Origin of the sequence: Tenacibaculum pacificus (assembly GCF_027941775.1) — a bacterium.
GTDB classification, from domain to species: domain Bacteria; phylum Bacteroidota; class Bacteroidia; order Flavobacteriales; family Flavobacteriaceae; genus Polaribacter; species Polaribacter pacificus_A.
Map to the genome: position 1 here is coordinate 598,870 of NZ_CP115917.1, position 19,529 is coordinate 618,398.

Annotated in this window: 20 protein-coding genes, 1 tRNA gene and 1 pseudogene; 4 read left to right on the top strand and 18 right to left on the bottom strand. The window is 28.1% G+C overall.

What is annotated here, in order from left to right:
• Nucleotides 1–61 precede the first annotated feature (61 nt).
• The 8 genes and pseudogenes from PG913_RS02705 to PG913_RS02740 all read right to left on the bottom strand — a co-directional run bounded on the left by PG913_RS02705 (nucleotide 62) and on the right by PG913_RS02740 (nucleotide 6,679).
• Nucleotides 62–940, bottom strand: a complete 879-nt coding sequence (locus PG913_RS02705) for a phosphatidylserine decarboxylase (protein WP_271231514.1) — start codon at nucleotides 938–940, stop codon at nucleotides 62–64.
• Between the two features lie 4 nt (nucleotides 941–944).
• A pseudogene (gene scpA / locus PG913_RS02710) lies at nucleotides 945–3,009 on the bottom strand (methylmalonyl-CoA mutase).
• Nucleotides 3,002–3,643 carry a hypothetical protein gene (locus tag PG913_RS02715; RefSeq protein WP_271231515.1) on the bottom strand — a complete coding sequence of 214 codons (642 nt, stop codon included), beginning with the start codon at nucleotides 3,641–3,643 and terminating at the stop codon, nucleotides 3,002–3,004. The pseudogene scpA and the gene PG913_RS02715 overlap by 8 nt, the downstream one beginning before the upstream one ends.
• Nucleotides 3,636–4,985 carry a methylmalonyl-CoA mutase subunit beta gene (locus PG913_RS02720; protein ID WP_271231516.1) on the bottom strand — a complete coding sequence of 450 codons (1,350 nt, stop codon included), beginning with the start codon at nucleotides 4,983–4,985 and terminating at the stop codon, nucleotides 3,636–3,638. The genes PG913_RS02715 and PG913_RS02720 overlap by 8 nt, the downstream gene beginning before the upstream one ends.
• The gene (locus PG913_RS02725; RefSeq protein WP_271231517.1) at nucleotides 4,985–5,302 is read right to left on the bottom strand and encodes an FtsB family cell division protein; all 318 of its coding nucleotides are present in this window, start codon (nucleotides 5,300–5,302) and stop codon (nucleotides 4,985–4,987) included. Before PG913_RS02725 ends, PG913_RS02720 begins: the two co-directional genes overlap by 1 nt.
• Before the next feature lie 2 nt (nucleotides 5,303–5,304).
• Nucleotides 5,305–5,910 (bottom strand): uridine kinase, encoded by a 606-nt coding sequence (gene udk / locus PG913_RS02730; protein ID WP_271232117.1) that lies wholly within the window; start codon nucleotides 5,908–5,910, stop codon nucleotides 5,305–5,307.
• Between the two features lie 95 nt (nucleotides 5,911–6,005).
• Nucleotides 6,006–6,079, bottom strand: a tRNA-Thr gene (locus PG913_RS02735).
• Between the two features lie 369 nt (nucleotides 6,080–6,448).
• Nucleotides 6,449–6,679, bottom strand: coding sequence for a hypothetical protein (locus PG913_RS02740; RefSeq protein ID WP_058884388.1), 231 nt, complete (start codon nucleotides 6,677–6,679; stop codon nucleotides 6,449–6,451).
• Nucleotides 6,680–7,098: 419 nt separating this feature from the next.
• On the opposite strand from PG913_RS02740, the gene PG913_RS02745 reads away from it, so the two are divergent.
• The gene (locus PG913_RS02745) at nucleotides 7,099–7,704 is read left to right on the top strand and encodes a DUF1684 domain-containing protein (RefSeq protein WP_271231518.1); all 606 of its coding nucleotides are present in this window, start codon (nucleotides 7,099–7,101) and stop codon (nucleotides 7,702–7,704) included.
• Nucleotides 7,705–7,741: 37 nt separating this feature from the next.
• Here PG913_RS02745 and PG913_RS02750 read toward each other — a convergent pair whose 3' ends face one another.
• The 4 genes from PG913_RS02750 to PG913_RS02765 form a co-directional block, all read right to left on the bottom strand.
• The gene (locus PG913_RS02750) at nucleotides 7,742–8,446 is read right to left on the bottom strand and encodes a crotonase/enoyl-CoA hydratase family protein (RefSeq protein ID WP_271231519.1); all 705 of its coding nucleotides are present in this window, start codon (nucleotides 8,444–8,446) and stop codon (nucleotides 7,742–7,744) included.
• 3 nt (nucleotides 8,447–8,449) lie between these two features.
• Nucleotides 8,450–8,821, bottom strand: coding sequence for a fluoride efflux transporter CrcB (gene crcB, locus PG913_RS02755; RefSeq protein WP_271231520.1), 372 nt, complete (start codon nucleotides 8,819–8,821; stop codon nucleotides 8,450–8,452).
• Between the two features lie 68 nt (nucleotides 8,822–8,889).
• Nucleotides 8,890–9,864 (bottom strand): DoxX family protein, encoded by a 975-nt coding sequence (locus tag PG913_RS02760; protein ID WP_271231521.1) that lies wholly within the window; start codon nucleotides 9,862–9,864, stop codon nucleotides 8,890–8,892.
• Between the two features lie 16 nt (nucleotides 9,865–9,880).
• Nucleotides 9,881–10,426, bottom strand: a complete 546-nt coding sequence (locus PG913_RS02765; protein WP_271231522.1) for a DUF1599 domain-containing protein — start codon at nucleotides 10,424–10,426, stop codon at nucleotides 9,881–9,883.
• Between the two features lie 87 nt (nucleotides 10,427–10,513).
• Between PG913_RS02765 and folP the strand changes: the two genes are divergently transcribed.
• Nucleotides 10,514–11,287 (top strand): dihydropteroate synthase, encoded by a 774-nt coding sequence (folP, locus tag PG913_RS02770; RefSeq protein WP_456300665.1) that lies wholly within the window; start codon nucleotides 10,514–10,516, stop codon nucleotides 11,285–11,287.
• Nucleotides 11,288–11,370: 83 nt separating this feature from the next.
• Nucleotides 11,371–12,153: a diadenylate cyclase CdaA gene (gene cdaA / locus PG913_RS02775; protein ID WP_271231523.1), complete on the top strand. Its 783-nt coding sequence runs from the start codon at nucleotides 11,371–11,373 to the stop codon at nucleotides 12,151–12,153.
• Between the two features lie 47 nt (nucleotides 12,154–12,200).
• On the opposite strand, the gene PG913_RS02780 is transcribed toward cdaA, so the two are convergent.
• The 3 genes from PG913_RS02780 to truA all read right to left on the bottom strand — a co-directional run bounded on the left by PG913_RS02780 (nucleotide 12,201) and on the right by truA (nucleotide 15,259).
• Nucleotides 12,201–12,689, bottom strand: coding sequence for a hypothetical protein (locus PG913_RS02780; RefSeq protein ID WP_271231524.1), 489 nt, complete (start codon nucleotides 12,687–12,689; stop codon nucleotides 12,201–12,203).
• A 69-nt stretch (nucleotides 12,690–12,758) separates the two neighbouring features.
• Nucleotides 12,759–14,474 (bottom strand): ABC transporter ATP-binding protein, encoded by a 1,716-nt coding sequence (locus PG913_RS02785; RefSeq protein ID WP_408648496.1) that lies wholly within the window; start codon nucleotides 14,472–14,474, stop codon nucleotides 12,759–12,761.
• 50 nt (nucleotides 14,475–14,524) lie between these two features.
• Nucleotides 14,525–15,259, bottom strand: a complete 735-nt coding sequence (gene truA / locus PG913_RS02790) for a tRNA pseudouridine(38-40) synthase TruA (RefSeq protein ID WP_271231526.1) — start codon at nucleotides 15,257–15,259, stop codon at nucleotides 14,525–14,527.
• Nucleotides 15,260–15,528: 269 nt separating this feature from the next.
• On the opposite strand from truA, the gene PG913_RS02795 reads away from it, so the two are divergent.
• Nucleotides 15,529–16,023, top strand: a complete 495-nt coding sequence (locus PG913_RS02795; RefSeq protein ID WP_271231527.1) for a metallophosphoesterase family protein — start codon at nucleotides 15,529–15,531, stop codon at nucleotides 16,021–16,023.
• A gap of 5 nt (nucleotides 16,024–16,028) precedes the next feature.
• On the opposite strand, the gene PG913_RS02800 is transcribed toward PG913_RS02795, so the two are convergent.
• The 3 genes from PG913_RS02800 to PG913_RS02810 all read right to left on the bottom strand — a co-directional run bounded on the left by PG913_RS02800 (nucleotide 16,029) and on the right by PG913_RS02810 (nucleotide 19,446).
• The gene (locus PG913_RS02800) at nucleotides 16,029–17,846 is read right to left on the bottom strand and encodes an ATP-binding protein (RefSeq protein WP_271231528.1); all 1,818 of its coding nucleotides are present in this window, start codon (nucleotides 17,844–17,846) and stop codon (nucleotides 16,029–16,031) included.
• Between the two features lie 52 nt (nucleotides 17,847–17,898).
• Complete coding sequence (locus PG913_RS02805) at nucleotides 17,899–18,573, bottom strand: hypothetical protein (RefSeq protein WP_271231529.1); 675 nt, start codon at nucleotides 18,571–18,573, stop codon at nucleotides 17,899–17,901.
• A gap of 228 nt (nucleotides 18,574–18,801) precedes the next feature.
• Complete coding sequence (locus PG913_RS02810) at nucleotides 18,802–19,446, bottom strand: response regulator transcription factor (RefSeq protein ID WP_271231530.1); 645 nt, start codon at nucleotides 19,444–19,446, stop codon at nucleotides 18,802–18,804.
• Between the last annotated feature and the right edge of the window lie 83 nt (nucleotides 19,447–19,529).

The window sequence follows — 19,529 nt, forward strand, 5'->3', positions numbered from 1 at the left end:
GCGTTAATATGTTTAAGATTTTAATCATTTTTAAAGAAAGAAAACGTTAAAATAAAAAGGATTATAAACCTATTTTTTCGCCCATTTTAACGAAAGTTTCAATACGTTTTTTGGTGTTTTTTAAAATATCGGCATCTATTTTTAAGTTCTTTTTATCAACAATTATAACAATAGTAGATCCTCCAAAAGCAAAATAACCCATTTCATCACCTTTTTTTACAGGTGAATTTGGTGTATATGTATCTATAATACTTCCAACCATTGTAGCACCAACAGGGGCTACAATAATATCTCCTTTTACTTCGGATGATAAAATGCAGTATTCTCGTTTGTTTTCGCAAAAAACTTTTGTAAAGTTAGATGCTAGGGCATAGGGCGAAACTGAAAAATAATCTCCTTTTATTTTGGTCATTTTTGAAGGAGTTCCTTTAAACGGAAAATGATATCGATGATAATCATTTGGCGCTAATCTTAAAATAATTAACGATGAATTTTTATGCTTTTCGGCTAAAGCATCATTTCCTAAAAATTCTTTTAGTGTAAATTGTCGTCCTTTTACAAAAAACTTATCAATATCAGCAATGTTTTCAAAAGCCAACATTTTTCCATCTCCAGGAGAAACAAATCCGTTTTCAATAGGACGTGCGCCTCGTTTTAGTTTTCTGTAGAAAAAATCATTAAAAGAAACATAATCTTTTATTGGTTTTTGAGCTTCATTCATATCGATGCCTAATTCCTTTACAAAACCTTCAATTTTAGTAATTGAATTGGGTTTATCCATTCGTTTTCCATACCAAGAAGATAAAAATTTACGTTTTGCAATTGGTAAAAGTGCCATTTTACCAAATGGATTATTGTATAATAAATTTAAAAAACCTTCACCTGGTGGTGTTTCGGTAATTTTATTTCCTGATTTTCTGTCGATGAATTGTATTTTCATAATTTTATTCTTCTATACTATCAATTAAAATAGTTAACATTTCAATAGCGGCTTGTGCAATTTTAGTACCTGTACCAAAAATACCAACAGCCCCTGCGTCGAATAAGAATTGATAATCCTGTGCGGGAATTACGCCCCCAACAATAACCATAATATCTTCACGACCGTATTTTTTTAGTTCTTCAATTACTTGAGGCACTAATGTTTTATGTCCTGCAGCTAATGATGAAATTCCTAAAATATGAACATCATTTTCAATAGCTTGCTTTGTTGCTTCTTGTGGAGTTTGAAATAAAGGACCAATATCGACATCAAAACCTAAGTCAGCATAGCCTGTTGCAACTACTTTTGCACCTCTGTCATGACCATCTTGTCCTAATTTGGTAATCATTATTCGAGGTCTTCTTCCTTCTAATTTTGCGAATTTATCGGCAAATTCAGATGCTTTTTTAAATAATTTGTCGTCTTTTATTTCTTTACTATACACACCTGAAATAGTTTTATGTACTGCTTTATGTCGTCCGAAAATACTTTCTAAGGCATCAGAAATTTCACCTAAAGTAGCTCTGTTTCTGGCTGCTTTTATTGCTAAATTTAATAAATTACCTTTTTTTGATTTTGCACATTCAGTTAAATCTGCTAAAGATTTTTTTACTTTAATTTGATTTCTTTTCGATTTTAAATCATTTAATCTCTCTATTTGAGATAATCTTACAGATTCATTATCAATCTCTAAAATTGACAAATGATCTTCTTTTTCTAACGGATATTTATTAACACCAATAATTACATCTTGAGCACTGTCTATTTTTGCTTGTTTTTTAGCGGCAGCTTCTTCAATACGCATTTTAGGAATTCCTTTTTCAATGGCTTTTGTCACGCCACCTAACTCTTCAATTTCTTGAATTAATTCCCAAGCTTTATTACTAATATCTTCGGTTAGTTGTTCTAGGTGATAGCTTCCAGCCCAAGGGTCAACTGTTTTTGTAATGTATGTTTCTTCTTGTAAAAATATTTGAGTATTTCGTGCAATACGTGCTGAAAAATCGGTAGGCAAAGAAATCGCTTCATCTAAAGCATTTGTGTGTAAACTTTGTGTTCCTCCAAATACAGCAGCCATCGCTTCTGTTGTTGTACGGGTTATATTATTAAACGGATCTTGTGCTGTTAAAGACCATCCGCTTGTTTGACAATGTGTTCTTAATACTAATGATTTTGGGTTTTTAGGATTAAATTGTTGTACAATTTTAGCCCATAACATTCTTGCAGCACGCATTTTTGCTATTTCTGTAAAATGATTCATTCCTATTCCCCAGAAAAAAGATAATCTTGGTGCAAAAGTATCAATATCCATACCTGTTTCTAAACCTTTTCGGATGTAATCTAATCCATCGGCTAAAGTATATGCTAATTCAATTTCAGCACTTGCACCTGCTTCTTGCATATGATAACCAGAAATAGAAATAGAATTATATTTTGGCATATTTTCAGATGTATATTTGAAAATATCTGCAATAATTTTCAATGGATGGGCTAGGAGGATAAATGTATGTATTACGCACCATAAACTCCTTTAAAATATCATTTTGAATAGTTCCTGATAATAATTCAGGAGCAACACCTTGCTCTTCTGCAGCTACAATATAAAATGCTAGAATAGGTAAAACAGCACCATTCATAGTCATTGAAACAGACATTTTATCTAAAGGAATTTGATCGAATAGAATTTTCATGCCTTCTACCGAATCAATAGCTACACCTGCTTTACCAACATCAGCCTGTACACGTTCATGATCTGAATCATAGCCACGATGTGTAGCTAAATCAAAAGCAACAGAAAGTCCTTTTTGACCTGCTGCTAAATTTTTCCTGTAAAAGTCATTGCTTTCTTTTGCTGTAGAAAATCCTGCGTATTGACGAATAGTCCAAGGTCTTCGAACATACATTGTTGCGTAAGGACCTCGTAAATAAGGTGCAATACCTGCTATAAAACCTTCATGTTGCTTATTTTCAACAGTTGATTTTTTGTTTACATTTAATTGTATGTTTGATAGGTCTTTTCTACTCATTGTGATCAACTCTATTTAAAATAGCATAGTAAAATTCAAAAGCTATAAAAGTTTTTAAAGTATTATTTTTAAAACGTTCTTCTTTAAAATTTAAAAAAGCATAAACTGTTGTGTAAGGGGAGGTATCAGTTACTTCTCTAAGAGTCGTAACTATATTTTTTAAATTTTTGTTTTCACTACTATTTATAAGTTGTTTAGAATATTCATCAAAATAGTTAACACAAATAATGTCATCTGTTAGCTTTAATCTTTTATGATATTTTTTTGTTGCCTCATTAAGATTATTATAATCTATAATTATTCGATTTTCAGCGAGAGATCGTTTTCTTTTCTCTTTAATTGTAATCCAAATATAATTGGTTAATTCTTTTTTTGAAAGACTTAATAATTCTAATTCTTCTATCGAAGTTATTGCTGTTAAATTTTCTTTTTGATAAGATAGATCTTTTATATATTTTGAATAAGCAATATGTGACTTTTCTTTATCAATATTGTAATATTTACATATCTGATCTTCAAACGAAGAAACCATAGCTGTAATTAACCCATTATTTCTATTTGTAAACGGATTTTGTGCTATTAATACTTGAGTTATAAAAACCAAAAAAAATATGATTAAGTTTTTTCTACTCATTTTCTAACCTTTTTAGCTCTAACTTTTCAGTTAGTCTTTTTTGAATAATAGGAAGAATAAGTGTTTTATCATTTCTGATTTTTATAAAAGGATAAAGAGATAATTTATTACTCATTAAATCTTTATTGTTTTGTATTTTATTAGAACCCACTAAAACTAATTCGCCAGCATCAAATTTTGCTTGTTCTTTATCCGAAGAATCTTTAATTTTTCGTTGAATATTACCTTCTTTCAATTGTTTTAAAAAACCGCCACCTTTTTCGATTGTTTTAAATACGATTAAGGCATTTTGTGCTAGTTGTTTGGTAATTGATTCAATATAATAAGTACCATCAGCAAAGTTTTGAGCATCAGATAATTCACATTCCTGTTGTAAAATTAAAAGTTGATTTCTTGAAATTCGTTCTCCAAATTCATTAGAATGATGAAAAATATCATCATAAGAAATATTACTGATAGTATCAGCACCTCCTAAAATTGCGCTCATACATTCTGATGTTGTACGAAGTATATTTACATTATAATCGTATAATGTTTTATTTCTTGATGTTGGTTTTACAAATAAATGTGCCTTATTATTAGTAATATCGTACTCTTTTAAAAGTGCAGCCCATAAAATTCGGAAAGCTCTAAGTTTTGCTATTTCAAAAAAATAATTACTTCCTACTGAAAAGTTAAAATGAATTTGATGTGCTATTTTATTTCCGAAATAATTTAAATATTCATTAGCATGTGCAAGGGTGTAAGCTAATTGTTGCGTGCTATTTGCACCCGCATTTTGATATATAGAAGTGTTAATACAAATAGCATTATCAGCACTTTCTATTATTTTTTTAAGTTCTTTAATTCCGTTACTAGAATTGCTAAACCAATTTCCTGTACTTGCTAAATTACCAATAAGATCAATATTAAAATAACAATTTTTTGAGTTTACAAATTTTGAAATTTCAATAATAAAATCAGGAGTTAAAAATTTAAAATTAAAGTAAAGTAAGGTGTTTTTTATATCGATATTTTTTAAAAGTGCTTTGTAATCAAAAGGAGTTTTCGCTTTAAACTCGATTGCTTTAGCACCTCTTTTTAAAGAGTCAATAGCAAAATAATTTGCTTTTTCTGCTTCTTCAATATAAATAGATTGACAAATAGTAAATCCTTTTTCAGGGGCATTTGTACTTATATTTGTTTGGTCTTCTTTAGTATAAAAGGGTTTAACGGTAATTCCTTCATCGGTTTTCCAGAGTAGCGTGTCATTATAGTCATCGCCTTTAAGGTCAACTTGAATTTTCTGCTTCCATTGAGCAGCGCTAATTTCTTGAAAATCGTTAAATAAATAATCACTCATTATTTGGGTATCGTATCAAATTCTATAATATAAATATCTTCATTTTCCTTTTTCATCAAGTATCTTTCACGAGCGTAACGTTGTAGTTGAATAGGTGTTTGAAGTTTTTCAATAGTTTTTTTATCTTTTTTGATTTTTTCTTCATGATATTCTATCCAAACTTCTAGTTTATCAATTTCTTTATTAAACTCTCTATGTGTAAGGTAAGAATTTTCATCAAAAAAAAGCATCCAAATAACAAATACAGTTAAAATAATTACATAAATATTTGTTGCTATTTTAAAAGGTAGTTTATTTTTTATCGATCTTAAGTTCATAATTATAGACGATTACTAATTACAGTTCTAACAATATCGATAGCTACAGTATTATATTTATCATTAGGAATAATAATATCTGCATATGTTTTTGTAGGTTCAATAAATTGTTGATGCATTGGTTTGAGTGTATCTTGATATCTACTTAAAACTTCATCAATATCTCTTCCTCTTTCTTTGATGTCTCTACGAATACGTCTTATTAAACGTTCGTCAGCATCAGCATGTACAAAAATTTTTATATCACAAAGATTTCTTAGTTCTTTACTGTTAAATATTAAAATTCCTTCAATAATAATTACTTTTTTAGGAAGTGTTTTTATAGTGTCATTAGTTCTGTTATGAGTTTCAAAAGAATAAATTGGTTGTTGAATAGTTTTATTATTCTTTAAATCTTTTAGATGAGTTACAAGTAAATTGAAATCTATAGATTTAGGGTGATCGAAGTTTATTTTTGCACGTTCTTCATAGTTTAAATTATCTGTTTTACTATAATAAGAATCTTGTGAGAGTAGGCAAACTTCGTTTTTAGGGAGTTCGTTTATTATTTGGTTTACAACGGTTGTTTTTCCACTACCAGTTCCGCCAGCTATACCTATTATAAATATATTCTTCATGTAGTTTTTTTAAAATCTATGATGAAAGCAAATTTAGTAAAATAACTGCATAAAAAAAGTGTTAACTTTTCAGTTAACACTTTTTGAGCCAATGGAGGGACTCGAACCCACGACCTGCTGATTACAAATCAGCTGCTCTAGCCAGCTGAGCTACATCGGCTTGTATGCCTTAAAGACACTGCAAATATATATCCTTTTTAAGAAGTGACAAAATTTTTTTTCACTTTTTTTCACTTTTTTTAAATAAATTTAGTTAACTTACTAGTTTTTAAAATTTTATATTTTTAAGAAAAATGAATATTTTTTATTTTTTTATAAGGAAATGATATTTTTCACTTCTTTTTTTGAATTTAAGAAATCATTAACCTCATGTAAAAATAGAATTTAATAAAGAATTCGTTATTAAAACAAAAAAGCTCTAGTTTTTAGCTAGAACTTTTTTCAAAAATAAATATTATTAAGAATAATATTTTAAAAAATATTATCCTATATATACGGTAAACAAAATTTGTTTACTGTTGTAATAAATTTAAGCAGTTAAAGGTTTTCCTTTTAATCGTTTTTCAATTCTTTGTTTTACTACTGTTAATCGTTTCATAGCATCCATTAAGGCACTATCTTTCGTTTCTTTATATACTTCGTTTATTTCTAGTATTAAAGATTTTACTTCTCTTGAAGCTAATATTCTATCACTAGTAGTAATAAATTTGAATTTTCTGTGTTCAAATTCGTCTGCTTTACTAATTAATTCTGAATTCATAAAATACCTACTTATGTTTAATTAAATTATCCTTTAAATTTTAGTCTGGTAATTGATTTTTGGTTTTATACAAAAGGGTCAAAACATAAAATAAAATGGGCGACAAATATATCTAATCTTTTTGTAATCTATAATAAAAACATCAAATTGTTTTATTTATTTATAAAATTTATTTATATAGTTCATTAAAATTTAATTTCCCACTTTCATCAATTAATAGATGTAATTTCTTAAGTTAAATATAGTAAATATTTATGTAAACGCCAAGTTTATTAGTGAAATTTTAACATAATACCGTTGTTTTCTTGTTAATATTGTGTGTTATTTGATTAAATAACTATGAATAAAGCATTTTAAAGATGTGTTAGTTTATTTTTTTATGTAAAACATCTAATAATTTGTTTAAAATTATAAATTCCATGAAAAATATTTTGTTATTAATTTTTATATTAACCCTTTGCTCCTGTATAGATAAAGGGAAAAGAACTGTTTTTGGTGATTCAGATTATCAAAAGGAATTGAACGCTACTTTTAAAGATGCTTCAAAATCTCCCTTAACAAAAAAAGGATTAAAAAAATTTAAAGGATTAGATTTTTTCCCTATTCTAGCTAAATATAAGGTTGTTGCAAAAATAATTAAAACAGCAGATGCACCTACTTTTAGTTTTCCGACAACTACAGATAGGGTCGTGATGTATAAAAAATATGGTGTAGTTTATTTTTCTATTGATAAAAAAGATTTTGAGTTAGCTATTTATCAAGAGGAAAACCCGAAACTTACGTATATGAATAACTTGTTTTTACCATTTTTAGATAAAACAAACGGTAAAACTAGTTATGAAGGTGGTCGTTTTATAGATGTTTTAACAACAGATGAAACCGAAAACGGAACAATTATTATTGATTTTAACGAAGCTTATAATCCTTATTGTGTATATAGTAATAGATATTCGTGCCCTATTACTCCAAGAGAAAATTATTTAGATATTGAAATTAAAGCTGGAGTAATGGCTTATAAAAAATAATTTTAATAAGCCTGTATTTTAAAATACAGGCTTGTTTTTATCTTGTAGGAGGATGTAAACCTTCTTTTATATCTTCTGCGATTGCTTCTTCTAAAGATATTAAATGAGTTTCTCTAACTTTTAATTTTGTAGCAGTGTGTGCTTTTGGGTTTAATTTTGAAAACATTTTAGCAATTTTAATTGCAGTTGGTAATAAATGATTTTCAGGAACTACTTTATCTAAAAAACCTGCTGTAACTGCATTTTCTGGAGAATACATTTCTGCATTATTTACACTACGGTTAACATAAGTAGGAGTTAAGCGTCCTTTTGCCAATTGGATACCTGCATTATGCATTGCCATTCCTATCATAACTTCATTAAAACCTATCTTAAAATCACCTTCTGTACCAATTCTATAATCTGAAGAAAGTAATAAAAAAGCTCCTTTTGCAATTGCATGACCCGTACAGGCTACAATTATCGGATAAGGAAAAGATAACATTCTGTGTGATAATCGAGATCCTTTAGTTACCAGTTCTAAGGCTGACTCTGCTGATGTTGTCACGCTTTTTAAATCATATCCAGCTGAAAAAACACCTGGTTGACCTGTTAAAATGACTACTTTTTTTTCTTGTTCAGCTTTATCTAATAATAGATTTAACGAATCAATTACTTCGTGAGATATTGCATTTACTTTTCCGTTGTTAAGCGTAATAATTACGTAATTTTCTGCGGATGTGTATTGTGTTAATTCATTCATTATTTAAATAAATTTAGTTAGAAATATTCCTGTAAAAACGGCTAAAAAACCTAAAGTAAAACTAGCAATCGTATAAAAGGCAAATGTTGTGAAATCGCCAGATTTTAAAAAAGCATGATTTTCATAAGCAAAGCTTGAAAAAGTAGTAAAACCTCCACAAAATCCCGTTGCTATTAATAAGGTATGGTTTTGAGTTATAGCTTCATTTTTAGCTGCCAAACCTAATATTATGCCAATAATTAGACTACCTAATATATTAGCTGTAAAAGTACCATAAGGAATTCCTGTTTGTTGATTATTTAAAAGTTTTCCTATTAAAAACCTTAAAACACTTCCAAATCCACCTCCTATAAAAACGAGTAATAGTTGTTTCATATACTTGCTAAAATAATAAAACCTCACTGAAATAATGAGGTTTTGTATTTTTAAAATGTAGGATATTATTATTTTAAAGTAACATCATCTGCATCTGTCCAATTCCATTTACCAACAATTATTCCTTTTTCAACGGTAACAATCCCAGGGTTTGCTCTGATTACTGTTTTTAAAGCAGTTTCATCACAAAAACCAAAAGTATAAGGTAGGTTAAATTCTTTTTGAGTTGCTGCTAAGTTTTCAATATAAGAAGCTGATAATACATAAACTTCATAACCTTTAGCTTTGGCATTTGCAGCTACTTTTGCTATTGCTGTAATTCCTTCTTTTTCAGTTTTATCAAAATTATACATTAAAAGAAGCATTGCTTTTTCTTTAGCTAACATACTTTCAAGTAAATCTCCATCATCTGTTTCAATCATAAAATCATGAATTGGAGGTATTTCATCACTATCATCTTTGTACTTCATACCTTCAGCAATATCAGTGCCTATAGCGTAGGCTCTAAAATCAATAATAGGTAAATGATTTAAAACATGATATACAACAGCCAGTGAAAGTAATACAGATATATAAGTTGTTACAGCACTTATTTTATTAGAAATAATAGGCTTTATGTATTTTAATCCAACAATTAAAATAACGATAAAAACCATAAAGACCACATTTTTATAAAAAGTTTCTTTAGGAGTTAGTTTTAAAGCATCACCAAAACACCCACAATCTGTTACTTTGTTATAGGTATATGAATACCAAGTTAAAAATAAGAAAACTAAATTTAGGCTAAACAAGCTCCAAACTGTAAGTTTAGGTTTGTAGCCAACTAAAAGCATTACACCTAAAACTAATTCAACAACAATTAATAGAATAGAAAAAGGTAATGTATAAGGAATTAAAAATTCCATATTTAATACGCCTTCACTAAAATATTCTTGAAATTTATATTGAGAACCTATAGGATCTACGAGTTTTACAAATCCTGAATAAATAAATAAAAGACCAACTAATATTCTTGAAATATGTGTTAAAAGTTTTAAAATCATGCTTAAAGTTTTTAGGTTAATTATCTAGTTTTGAGTGATGAATTAATGCAAAAATAGCATAATTAATCATGTCTTGGTAATTTGCATCAATTCCTTCAGAAACCAAAGTTTTTCCGTGATTATCTTCAATTTGTTTTACGCGAAGTAATTTTTGAAGAATTAAATCAGTTAAAGATGAAATTCGCATTTCTCTCCAAGCTTCTCCATAATCATGGTTTTTATTTTCCATTAATTCTTTGGTGATTTTTACATGTTTATCATATAAAATGGTTGCCTGATTGGTATTTAAATCTGGTTGTTCAATAACACCTAATTCTAATTGAATTAACGCCATTATTGAATAATTAATGATACCTATAAATTCTGGTTTTTCGCCTTCATCTACTTTACGTTCAGTATTTTCTTGTAATTGACGGATGCGTTGCGCTTTAATAAATAGTTGATCGGTTAATGATGGAAGCCTTAAAATTCTCCAAGCACTTCCGTAATCACTCATTTTTTTGATAAACAAACTTCTACATTCTTCTATAACGGCATCATATTGTTTGGAGGTGTTCTGCATCTTTTTTATTTAAAAGTAATCCATCAAAAGTAGTAAATATTACAAGCTTTTCATTTATTTTTACTTTGAAATTTATGATTTATAATGATGACTATTAATTGCAAAGGAAATTTAATTGACCTCACGACTCCTAAAGTAATGGGGATTTTAAATGTAACTCCCGATTCTTTTTTTGATGGCGGAAAGTATAAAAATGAAAATGATATTCTTAGTCAAACAGCTAAGATGCTAAATGATGGCGCTACTTTTATTGATATAGGCGCATATTCTTCAAAACCAGGAGCAAAAGAGGTATCCGAAGCAGAAGAAATCCAACGAATTATACCTGTAATAGAACTATTAGTACGTAATTTTCCTGAGATAATTATTTCTGTAGATTCTTTTAGAAGTGAAGTTGTAAAACAATCAATAGAAGCAGGAGCTGCACTTGTAAATGATATTTCTGGTGGAGTTTTAGACGCCAATATGTTTGATGTTGTTGCTAAATTACAAGTGCCTTATATTATGATGCACATGCAAGGAACGCCTCAAAATATGCAATTAAATCCTATTTATGATGATGTAGTAAAAGAAGTAATTTTATTTTTCGCATCACAATTAGTTAAACTTCGTGAATTAAAAGTAAACGATGTTATTATTGATGTAGGTTTTGGATTTGGAAAAACTACCGAACATAATTATGAATTATTAAAAAAATTATCATTGTTCGAAAGTTTAGAAGTGCCTATTTTAACTGGCGTTTCTAGAAAATCGATGTTATATAAATTATTAGATATTTCACCACAAAAAGCATTAAACGCAACAACCGTGGCAAATACAATCGCTTTGTTAAATGGAACGAGTATTTTAAGAGTTCAATGATGTAAAAGAGGCTGTAGAAGCAGTGAAAATTGTAAATCAGTTATCATAAAATGATTGAATTTACTAAAAAACCAATGTAATTAATGAACTTAGATTTTATTGATTTTTCGTTTCTTGATTTGCTAGATATTATTTTAGTAGCTGTCTTATTGTATTATATCTATAAATTATTAAAAGGAACTGTTGCTATAAATATTGTAATTGGTATCACCTTTATTTTTCTAATTTGGAAAGTAACTCAAGCGCTTAATATGGAAATGTTGAGTGGTATTTTAGGATATTTATTATCAGGAGGAGTTATCGCTTTGATTATTGTTTTTCAGCAAGAAATTAGAAAATTTTTATTGATGATAGGGACAACTAACTTTTCTGCTAAAAGAAATTTTTTAAATCAGTTAAAATTTATGGAAAGTGAAATTAACACTGAAATAGATATTGAAACTATTTTAAAAGCTTGTATTTCTATGGCTAAAACAAAAACAGGAGCATTATTAGTTATTGAAAAAACAAATAATCTTGATTTTTTAGTTAATACAGGTGATAAAATGAATGCTTCAGTAAACGAAGCTATTTTAGAAAGTATTTTTTATAAAAATAGTCCACTTCACGATGGAGCAACAGTTATTAGAGATAATTTTATTGTAGCAACCCGTGTAATTTTACCCGTTTCTACAAGTACTAAATTACCTGCGCGTTTTGGATTAAGACACAGAGCTGCAATTGGAGTTACAGAAAAAACAGATGCTATCTGTTTATTAGTTTCAGAAGAAACAGGAGAAATATCTTATATAAATAATGGTGAATTTGTGTTGTATAAAACGTTAGAAGATTTACTAAAAAAATTACAAAATGATTTAACACCATAAAAAAAGCTCGCAATTGCGAGCTTTTTAACTTTTATGAAAATCTAAAATTATTTAGCAGGAGCCATTTTAGATTGAATAGCGCTAATTACACTATTAAATTTCTTTGCGCTTTCAGCGTCTAAAGAAGAAACAATTTCTTTTCCTTTAGCAGCTAATTCAAGACCTTTTTTAGCTAATGGAGCACTTTTTAAAACATCACCTTTAGCAGCGATATAATCGTTTGCATAAGAAGCATAGTTATTTAAGTATTCAGAAACTTTAGGATCTTTAAATGCAGGAATAGAAACTCCAGCAAGTTTAGATTTTACAGCTTCAGTAGCAGTATTAACCGCGTTAGTTGCAGCACTTGTAGTAGCGTCAACAGCTTTAGTTGCAGCATTAGTAGTAGCATCAACAGCTTTAGTTGCAGCATTAGTAGTAGCATCAGCAGCTTTAGCAGCAGCTTCAACAGTTGCATCTTTAGCTTCTTTAGCTTTCTTACAAGAAGTTGCTAATAAAGCACCAGCAACGCACATAGTTAAAATTACTTTTTTCATCGTTTTATGATTTTTAGTTTATAGATTGATAGGACAAATGTATTCTATTGTGCTTTGTAAACAAACTAATTACGAAGTAATTTCAGTCTTAAATTGTTTTTTATATAAGTTTTTATAATAGCCTTCTTTTTTATTTAATAGTTCGGCATGATTTCCTTTTTCAACAATCTCACCTTTATCCATTACAATAATGGTATCTGCTTTTTTTATAGTTGCTAATCTATGCGCAATTACTATTGATGTTCGGTTTTTTGTGATTTTATCAGTAGCGTATTGAATCATTTTTTCGGAATTTGTATCAACAGAAGAAGTTGCTTCATCTAAAATTAAAATACTTGGTTTACTAACATAAGCACGTAAAAATGCAATTAATTGTCTTTGTCCTGATGATAACATTCCTCCACGTTCTTTAACATTATAAGAATAATCATTAGGTAAACTCATAATAAAATCATGAATACCAATTTGTTTTGCAGCTTCTTTTACTTCATCCAAAGTAATATGTTTACTTTTTAAAGATATATTATTGAAAATAGTATCAGAAAATAAAAATACATCTTGTAAGACAACGGCAATTTTTTCACGTAAAGAATTAATTTCATAGTCTTGAACAGGAACATTATCTAAGCAAATAGTACCGCTATCTATTTCGTAAAAACGATTTATTAAATTGATAATAGTAGATTTTCCTGCTCCAGTAGCACCAACAATGGCAATTGTTTCTCCTTTTTGAACATCAAAAGAAATTCCTTTTAAAATTTCTTCTCCTTTAATATAACTGAAACGAACATCTTTAAAAGAAATATTTCCTTCTAAAGTATTTGTAGTAATTGTTCCGCTTTTGGTGATTGAACTTTTGGTATCAATAATATCAAAAACACGTTCTCCAGCTACAATTCCCATTTGTAGTTGATTAAATTTATCTGCAATTTGACGTAGTGGTCTAAATAGCATTTGTGCCATTTTTATAAAACCAATAATTGCACCAACCGATACTGCGTTATCTGCAATAACTTGTAATCCGCCATACCAAACAATTAAACCAATAGCTATTGACGATAATATTTCGGCAATTGGAAAAAAGATAGAGTAGTACCAAACAGTTTTTATGTAGGCTTTTTTATGTTTATCGTTGATGCCAACAAAGTTTTGATACTCTATTTTTTCTCGATTAAAAAGCTGTACAATTTTCATTCCTGTAACTCTTTCTTGAACAAATCCGTTGAGGTTTGCTACTTGATTTCGTACATCCTGAAAAGTTGATTTAATGGCTATTTGAAATAATTTTGTTGCATAAATTAAAATTGGTAAAGTTGCCAATGCAATAAGTGCTAACCTCCAATTGGTGTATAGCATTACAGCTATAACAACAATCATTTTTAAAATATCGCTAATAATCATAAAAACACCTTGCGAAAAGAAATTGGCAATTGTTTCAATATCTGAAACAACACGAGTAACTAATTTTCCTACGGATGAATTATCAAAATAACTCATTTTAAAAGATAAAATCTTTCTAAATGTTTTACTTCGGATGTCTCTAATAACGTGTTGTCCTACCCAATTTGCGTTGTAAATAAAGCTAAATTGAAATAATACTTGCACCAATAAAGTGATTAACATGGCAATTGTATAATACAATAATCGAGTTAAATCTTTATGAGTTGTAAAATCATCGATAGCTTTCATTAAAATAACAGGGCTCAATACTGCAAATATTGCTAAAAGTATGGTAGAGCTTGCTGCTATAATAAATCGTGTACGATACTGTTTTGCAAAACTCATAAGTCTTACAAAAATTTTAATGTCAAATGCTTTTCCTGTTGTTTTGCTCACTATATATAGGGGTATGCTACTTTTGTTAAAAATAATCCTTTTGCGGGAACTGATGTTCCTGCGTTACTTCGATTTTTACTTTCTATAATTTTATTAAAATCATCAATAGTTGTTTTACCGATGCCGATATCAATTAAAGTACCAACAATAGCACGAACCATATTTCTTAAAAATCGATTTGCGCTAATATGAAACGTTAATTCATTTCCATTTAATTCCCAAACGGCATTGGTAACATCACAATTAAAAGTATGTACATCTGATTTTACCTTTGAAAAACACTCAAAATCTTCATGTTCATATAAAATTGCTGCGGCTTTATTCATCAAGTCAATATCCAATTTCTGATTATATAATTGCCAAGAGGTATCTAATGAAAACGGATTTCTACCAAGCCAAATTTTATATTCATAACTTCTGCTACTTGCATCAAAACGAGTATGTGCATCATCATGCACTAATTTACAGTTAAAAATAACAATATCATCAGGTAAAAGCGCATTTAATCTGAAAGCAAATTTTTGAGTTAAAACGGCATCTGTATCAAAATGCGCAAACATTTGCGATGCATGTACGCCTGCATCCGTTCTTCCAGCGCCTGTAATACTGATGTTTTGTCTTAAAACAGTGCTAATTGCCTTGTTTATTTTTTCTTGTACCGAAACTGCATCAGGTTGTATTTGCCAACCATGATAATTTTTTCCTTTATACGCTAATTCAATAAAATATCTCAAAAAACCACAAAATTTAAGTTGCTAAATTATGAAATAATAGATGGACTTGTTAAGGCTAATTCAATAAATATCTACAGAAATTTTCTTTTAGATAATAATTTTTTGAAGCAATTTCCCGCTTTCCGCACTCGCTTTTTTTATTTTTCAAAAGAAAAAAATAAAAAAGAGCTCAAACAATTGCTTCAATCGGGGCTAGGCATTATTACTAATTTTGATAATTAGAAAAAGAAACTAAAACTTTTTAAAGAATTGATTAATTTAGCGATAATATGAAAAAAATACTTTTACTTTCTGACACTCATAGTTACATCGACGATCAAATATTAAAATTTGTAAAACAAGCCGATGAGGTTTGGCATGCCGGTGATATTGGTAATTTAAAAGTTACTGATACCATAAAAGAATACAAACCTTTACGATGCGTTTACGGTAATATTGACGATAATAATGCCAGAGCAGAATTTCCGTTAGATAATAAATTTATCGTTGAAGGTGTTTCAGTTTGGATTACGCATATAGGCGGTTATCCGAATGCTTATAAACCTAGAGTGAGGGAGGAGTTACAGAAAAAATCACCAAAAATATTTATTAGTGGTCATTCACATATTTTAAAAGTACAATACGATCAGAAATTTAATTTATTGCATTTAAATCCAGGAGCAGCAGGAAAACATGGTTTTCATAAAGTAAGAACGATGTTGCGTTTCGAATTAAATAAAGGAGAAATAACAAAAATGGAAGTTATAGAATTAGCTAAACGCTAACTTATTTATGAAAAATTAAATGTTTCTTTATCTTGAACAGGTACAATGATATTTATTTTTGTGCCTTTATTTTTTTCGGATTTAATAGAAAATGTGCCTTTCATCATTTCAATTCTTGCAGCTATTTGTTTTAAACCGATACCATTATTAATATTACATGATTTGGTAGAAAATCCAATTCCATCATCATTAACAAAAATAGTTAATTCTCTATTTTCTTGTTTTATAATTATTTGTGCATATTTAGCTTTACTGTGTTTAAGAATATTATTAGCAAGTTCTTGAATCATATTATATATTTTTATTTCAAAATCTTGTTTGTATCTATCGATGTTTTTAGTAGAAATGTCAAACCTTAATTGAGAGTTTGAATATTTTTCAACCATATCTTTTACGGCATATTCCAAACCAAATTTCAATAAAATAGAAGACACTAATTTATGAGATAAATCTCTAACTTTTTCAGAGGCATCTAATATAATTGCTTGTGTTTTTTCAATTTCTAAAGGATGATTTCCTTTAAATTGTTTTTTTGTAGCGCTTAAATGCATATTTGCTGACGATAATAAAGCACTTACATTATCGTGTAAAATTTCGGCTATTAGTTTGCGTTCTGATTCTTTAGCATCTATCGTAGCATTTAGTATTTTTGTTTGTGCTTCCGATTTTAATTTTTCGATACTTCGCTGTTGTTTTAAATATAAATTTTTCTGACGTAATTTATAGTTATACGTAATAATACATGAAATTATAATGACAAGTAAACTTAAAGCTCCGAATAAAAATGTAGTTTTATTGTCTTTTGCTTCAATAAGTTTTCGTTGTTCTTTAACTAAGTCTACTTTTTGTTGTTCTAGAGTTTCTTTATGTTTTACGGTTATTTCTTCAACGATACCTCTAACTTCTTTTTCTCGTTGATTATCTTCAATATCGTATGATAACTCTTGATAATCATAAGCTTTATAATCTTTTAAATTTCGCATAGCCCATGCTAAATTATAGTATAGTGTAGATTTGTGTTTAACAGCTATAGGACTGTTATTGTTCTTTATTAATTCAATAGCTTCTAAATAGGTTTTTTTAGCTTTTTTGAATTGATTAAGAGATAAGTATATACTAGCAAGGTTATTTAAAGAACTAGCTTGTTTTATTTTATTATTTCTTTTTTTCTGAATATTAATTGCTTTTATGGCAAAAAACTCAGCTTTTTCAAAGAGTGAATCTTGTTGATATATATTAGATAAATTAATGTATGAAAGAGCTTTGTGTTTTAAGTTTTCTTCATTTATTAAATTAAAATTTTCTAGTTTATTATAAAAGAATATAGCAGAATCTTTGTCACTTTTTGTCTTTTCTTTAGAAGATCTATTGCTATAGATTTTTAGATAAGCACTTCCTATTCTTAGATAAATTTTTATATAAAGAGTTTCTGTGTTTATAGTATTATTTTCTTTAGAAAAAGAGTGATTTTTTTTATTAAGAAAATGTAATGCTATTTTATAATACTCTAATGACTTTTTGTAATTGTTTGTTTTATTATATATATCTGCTATTAATCTAGCAGATAAGTGAGCTAGTTTATTATTTTCCTTACTTAGTTCAAATAATAAAAAACTCTTTTTTAAAGAAGAAACATATTCTCCTTTTTTATACTTTTTTAATATATTTTGATACTTATTTTTTAAGATAGAATCATTTTGAATAATAGAGATCTGTTCTAAATCATATTTATTAATATTAGCAACTATATCACAAGAAATAAAAAAAATTAACCAAATGATTAATAATTTTATCTTTTGATTAATTTTAATATGTTTTTTCACTTGAAAAATAATTTAATAGCTAGCTCAAAAATAATTATTTTAGATGATATAACTACTCTTCTCCAGTTTCAATTATAAGTCTTGGTTTTCTTCTATGAGGAGGAGGGTCACCTTCTTCTCCTCTTCCAGCATGTGTATAATTTACAAAATCTATTCTTAATGAATTATCTTCAGACAAAGTAATAGTTTCTGAAAAGTCTAGTTGCTTAGTTCTTCCTTTAGATAAATGTACTTCATAGGTTTCTATAGCTTCATTATAACTAAATTCAGTAGTTATATTTTTATTTACTTTAAAATTAAGTAAATAAGTACCATTACTGTTTTCAGTTACGCTATATGAGTTTAAAAATTCAGTTACACCACCTTTAGCAAAGGTAATATTATCATCTTTAATAGATATTTTTTTACGTTCTCCTTTATTAGTATCTAAAAAACCAATAATTAATTGATTATTTTCTGTAATAAAGTTATTTGTATATTTCTTTGCTGTTTTGCGATTTACTTCTGATAAAATAATTTCATTTGAATTATCAGTATTTTTAACAGTATTTACAACTGTATTAGTTGTTGTATTTAAATCGATAGAATAAGCACCGTTTACATCTCTTTTAACGGTGTACGATTCTAATAATTTCTGTTGTGGTGTATTTGTTACTTCTGTTTCGTTAGAAGAACACGATGCGAAAAATAAGCTTAAAGCTAATAAAATAGGGATTGCTTTTGTCATAGTTTAATATTTAGTTGTTTTTTATAAACAAAGACGATGTACCAAAATAGACACTATTTGGGGGAGTTTTTTTCGAAAACAAAATGAAGAGGTTTTCTATTTACATGTACATCGCCAAGTTTTTTTTAATGAAGTAGTTATTAGCGATGCATATTTATAATGAATTATAGATTTCGGGGGATTTTTCTTTATTCTTAAAGAATAAGGACTTGAAGGGTCTCTATAATTTTATACAATATTGTTTTTCACAGCGTACATCGCTAAACCTACTACGTTTCTTACTTTTAATTTTTTATACAAATTTCTACGATATGATTCAATCGTTTTAACACTAACCGATAGATTTACTGCTATTTCAGTAGAGCTTTTCTCTAAGGCTATTTGTTTTAATACTTCAGTTTCTCTTTCTGTTAAATCGTTTTTATTTAAATTATTTTCTTTAATTTTAGCATCAGATACATATAACTCTAATAATCTACTTTTAACACCATCGCTAAAGTATTGCATACCATTATTAACACTTCTTATAGCATTAATAATATGATCACTAGCATCACTTTTATCAATAAAACCATTAGCACCTAATAGTATCATTTCCTGAACTAATTTAGGATCACTTAAACTAGAAAGAATTATTGTTTTAATTTTTACATTACGTGTTTTGAATGTTTTTAAAACATCAATTCCATCCATTTCTGGCATGTTGATATCTAAAACTAATACATCAGCTTTGTTTTTAGTAGACCAATCTACTACCTGTTTCCCTGTTAAAGAATGACCTTCTATTTCAAAGTCATCTTCTGTATTTAATAAAGCAATCACTCCATCTATTAAGATTTTATGATCATCAGCAATGTGAACTTTAATTTTCATTATTTACGTTTACAAATTTATACCATAAAGATAGGGTGTACAATACCCAATACCCCTAATTATGCAATAGGGTTAACCCTATC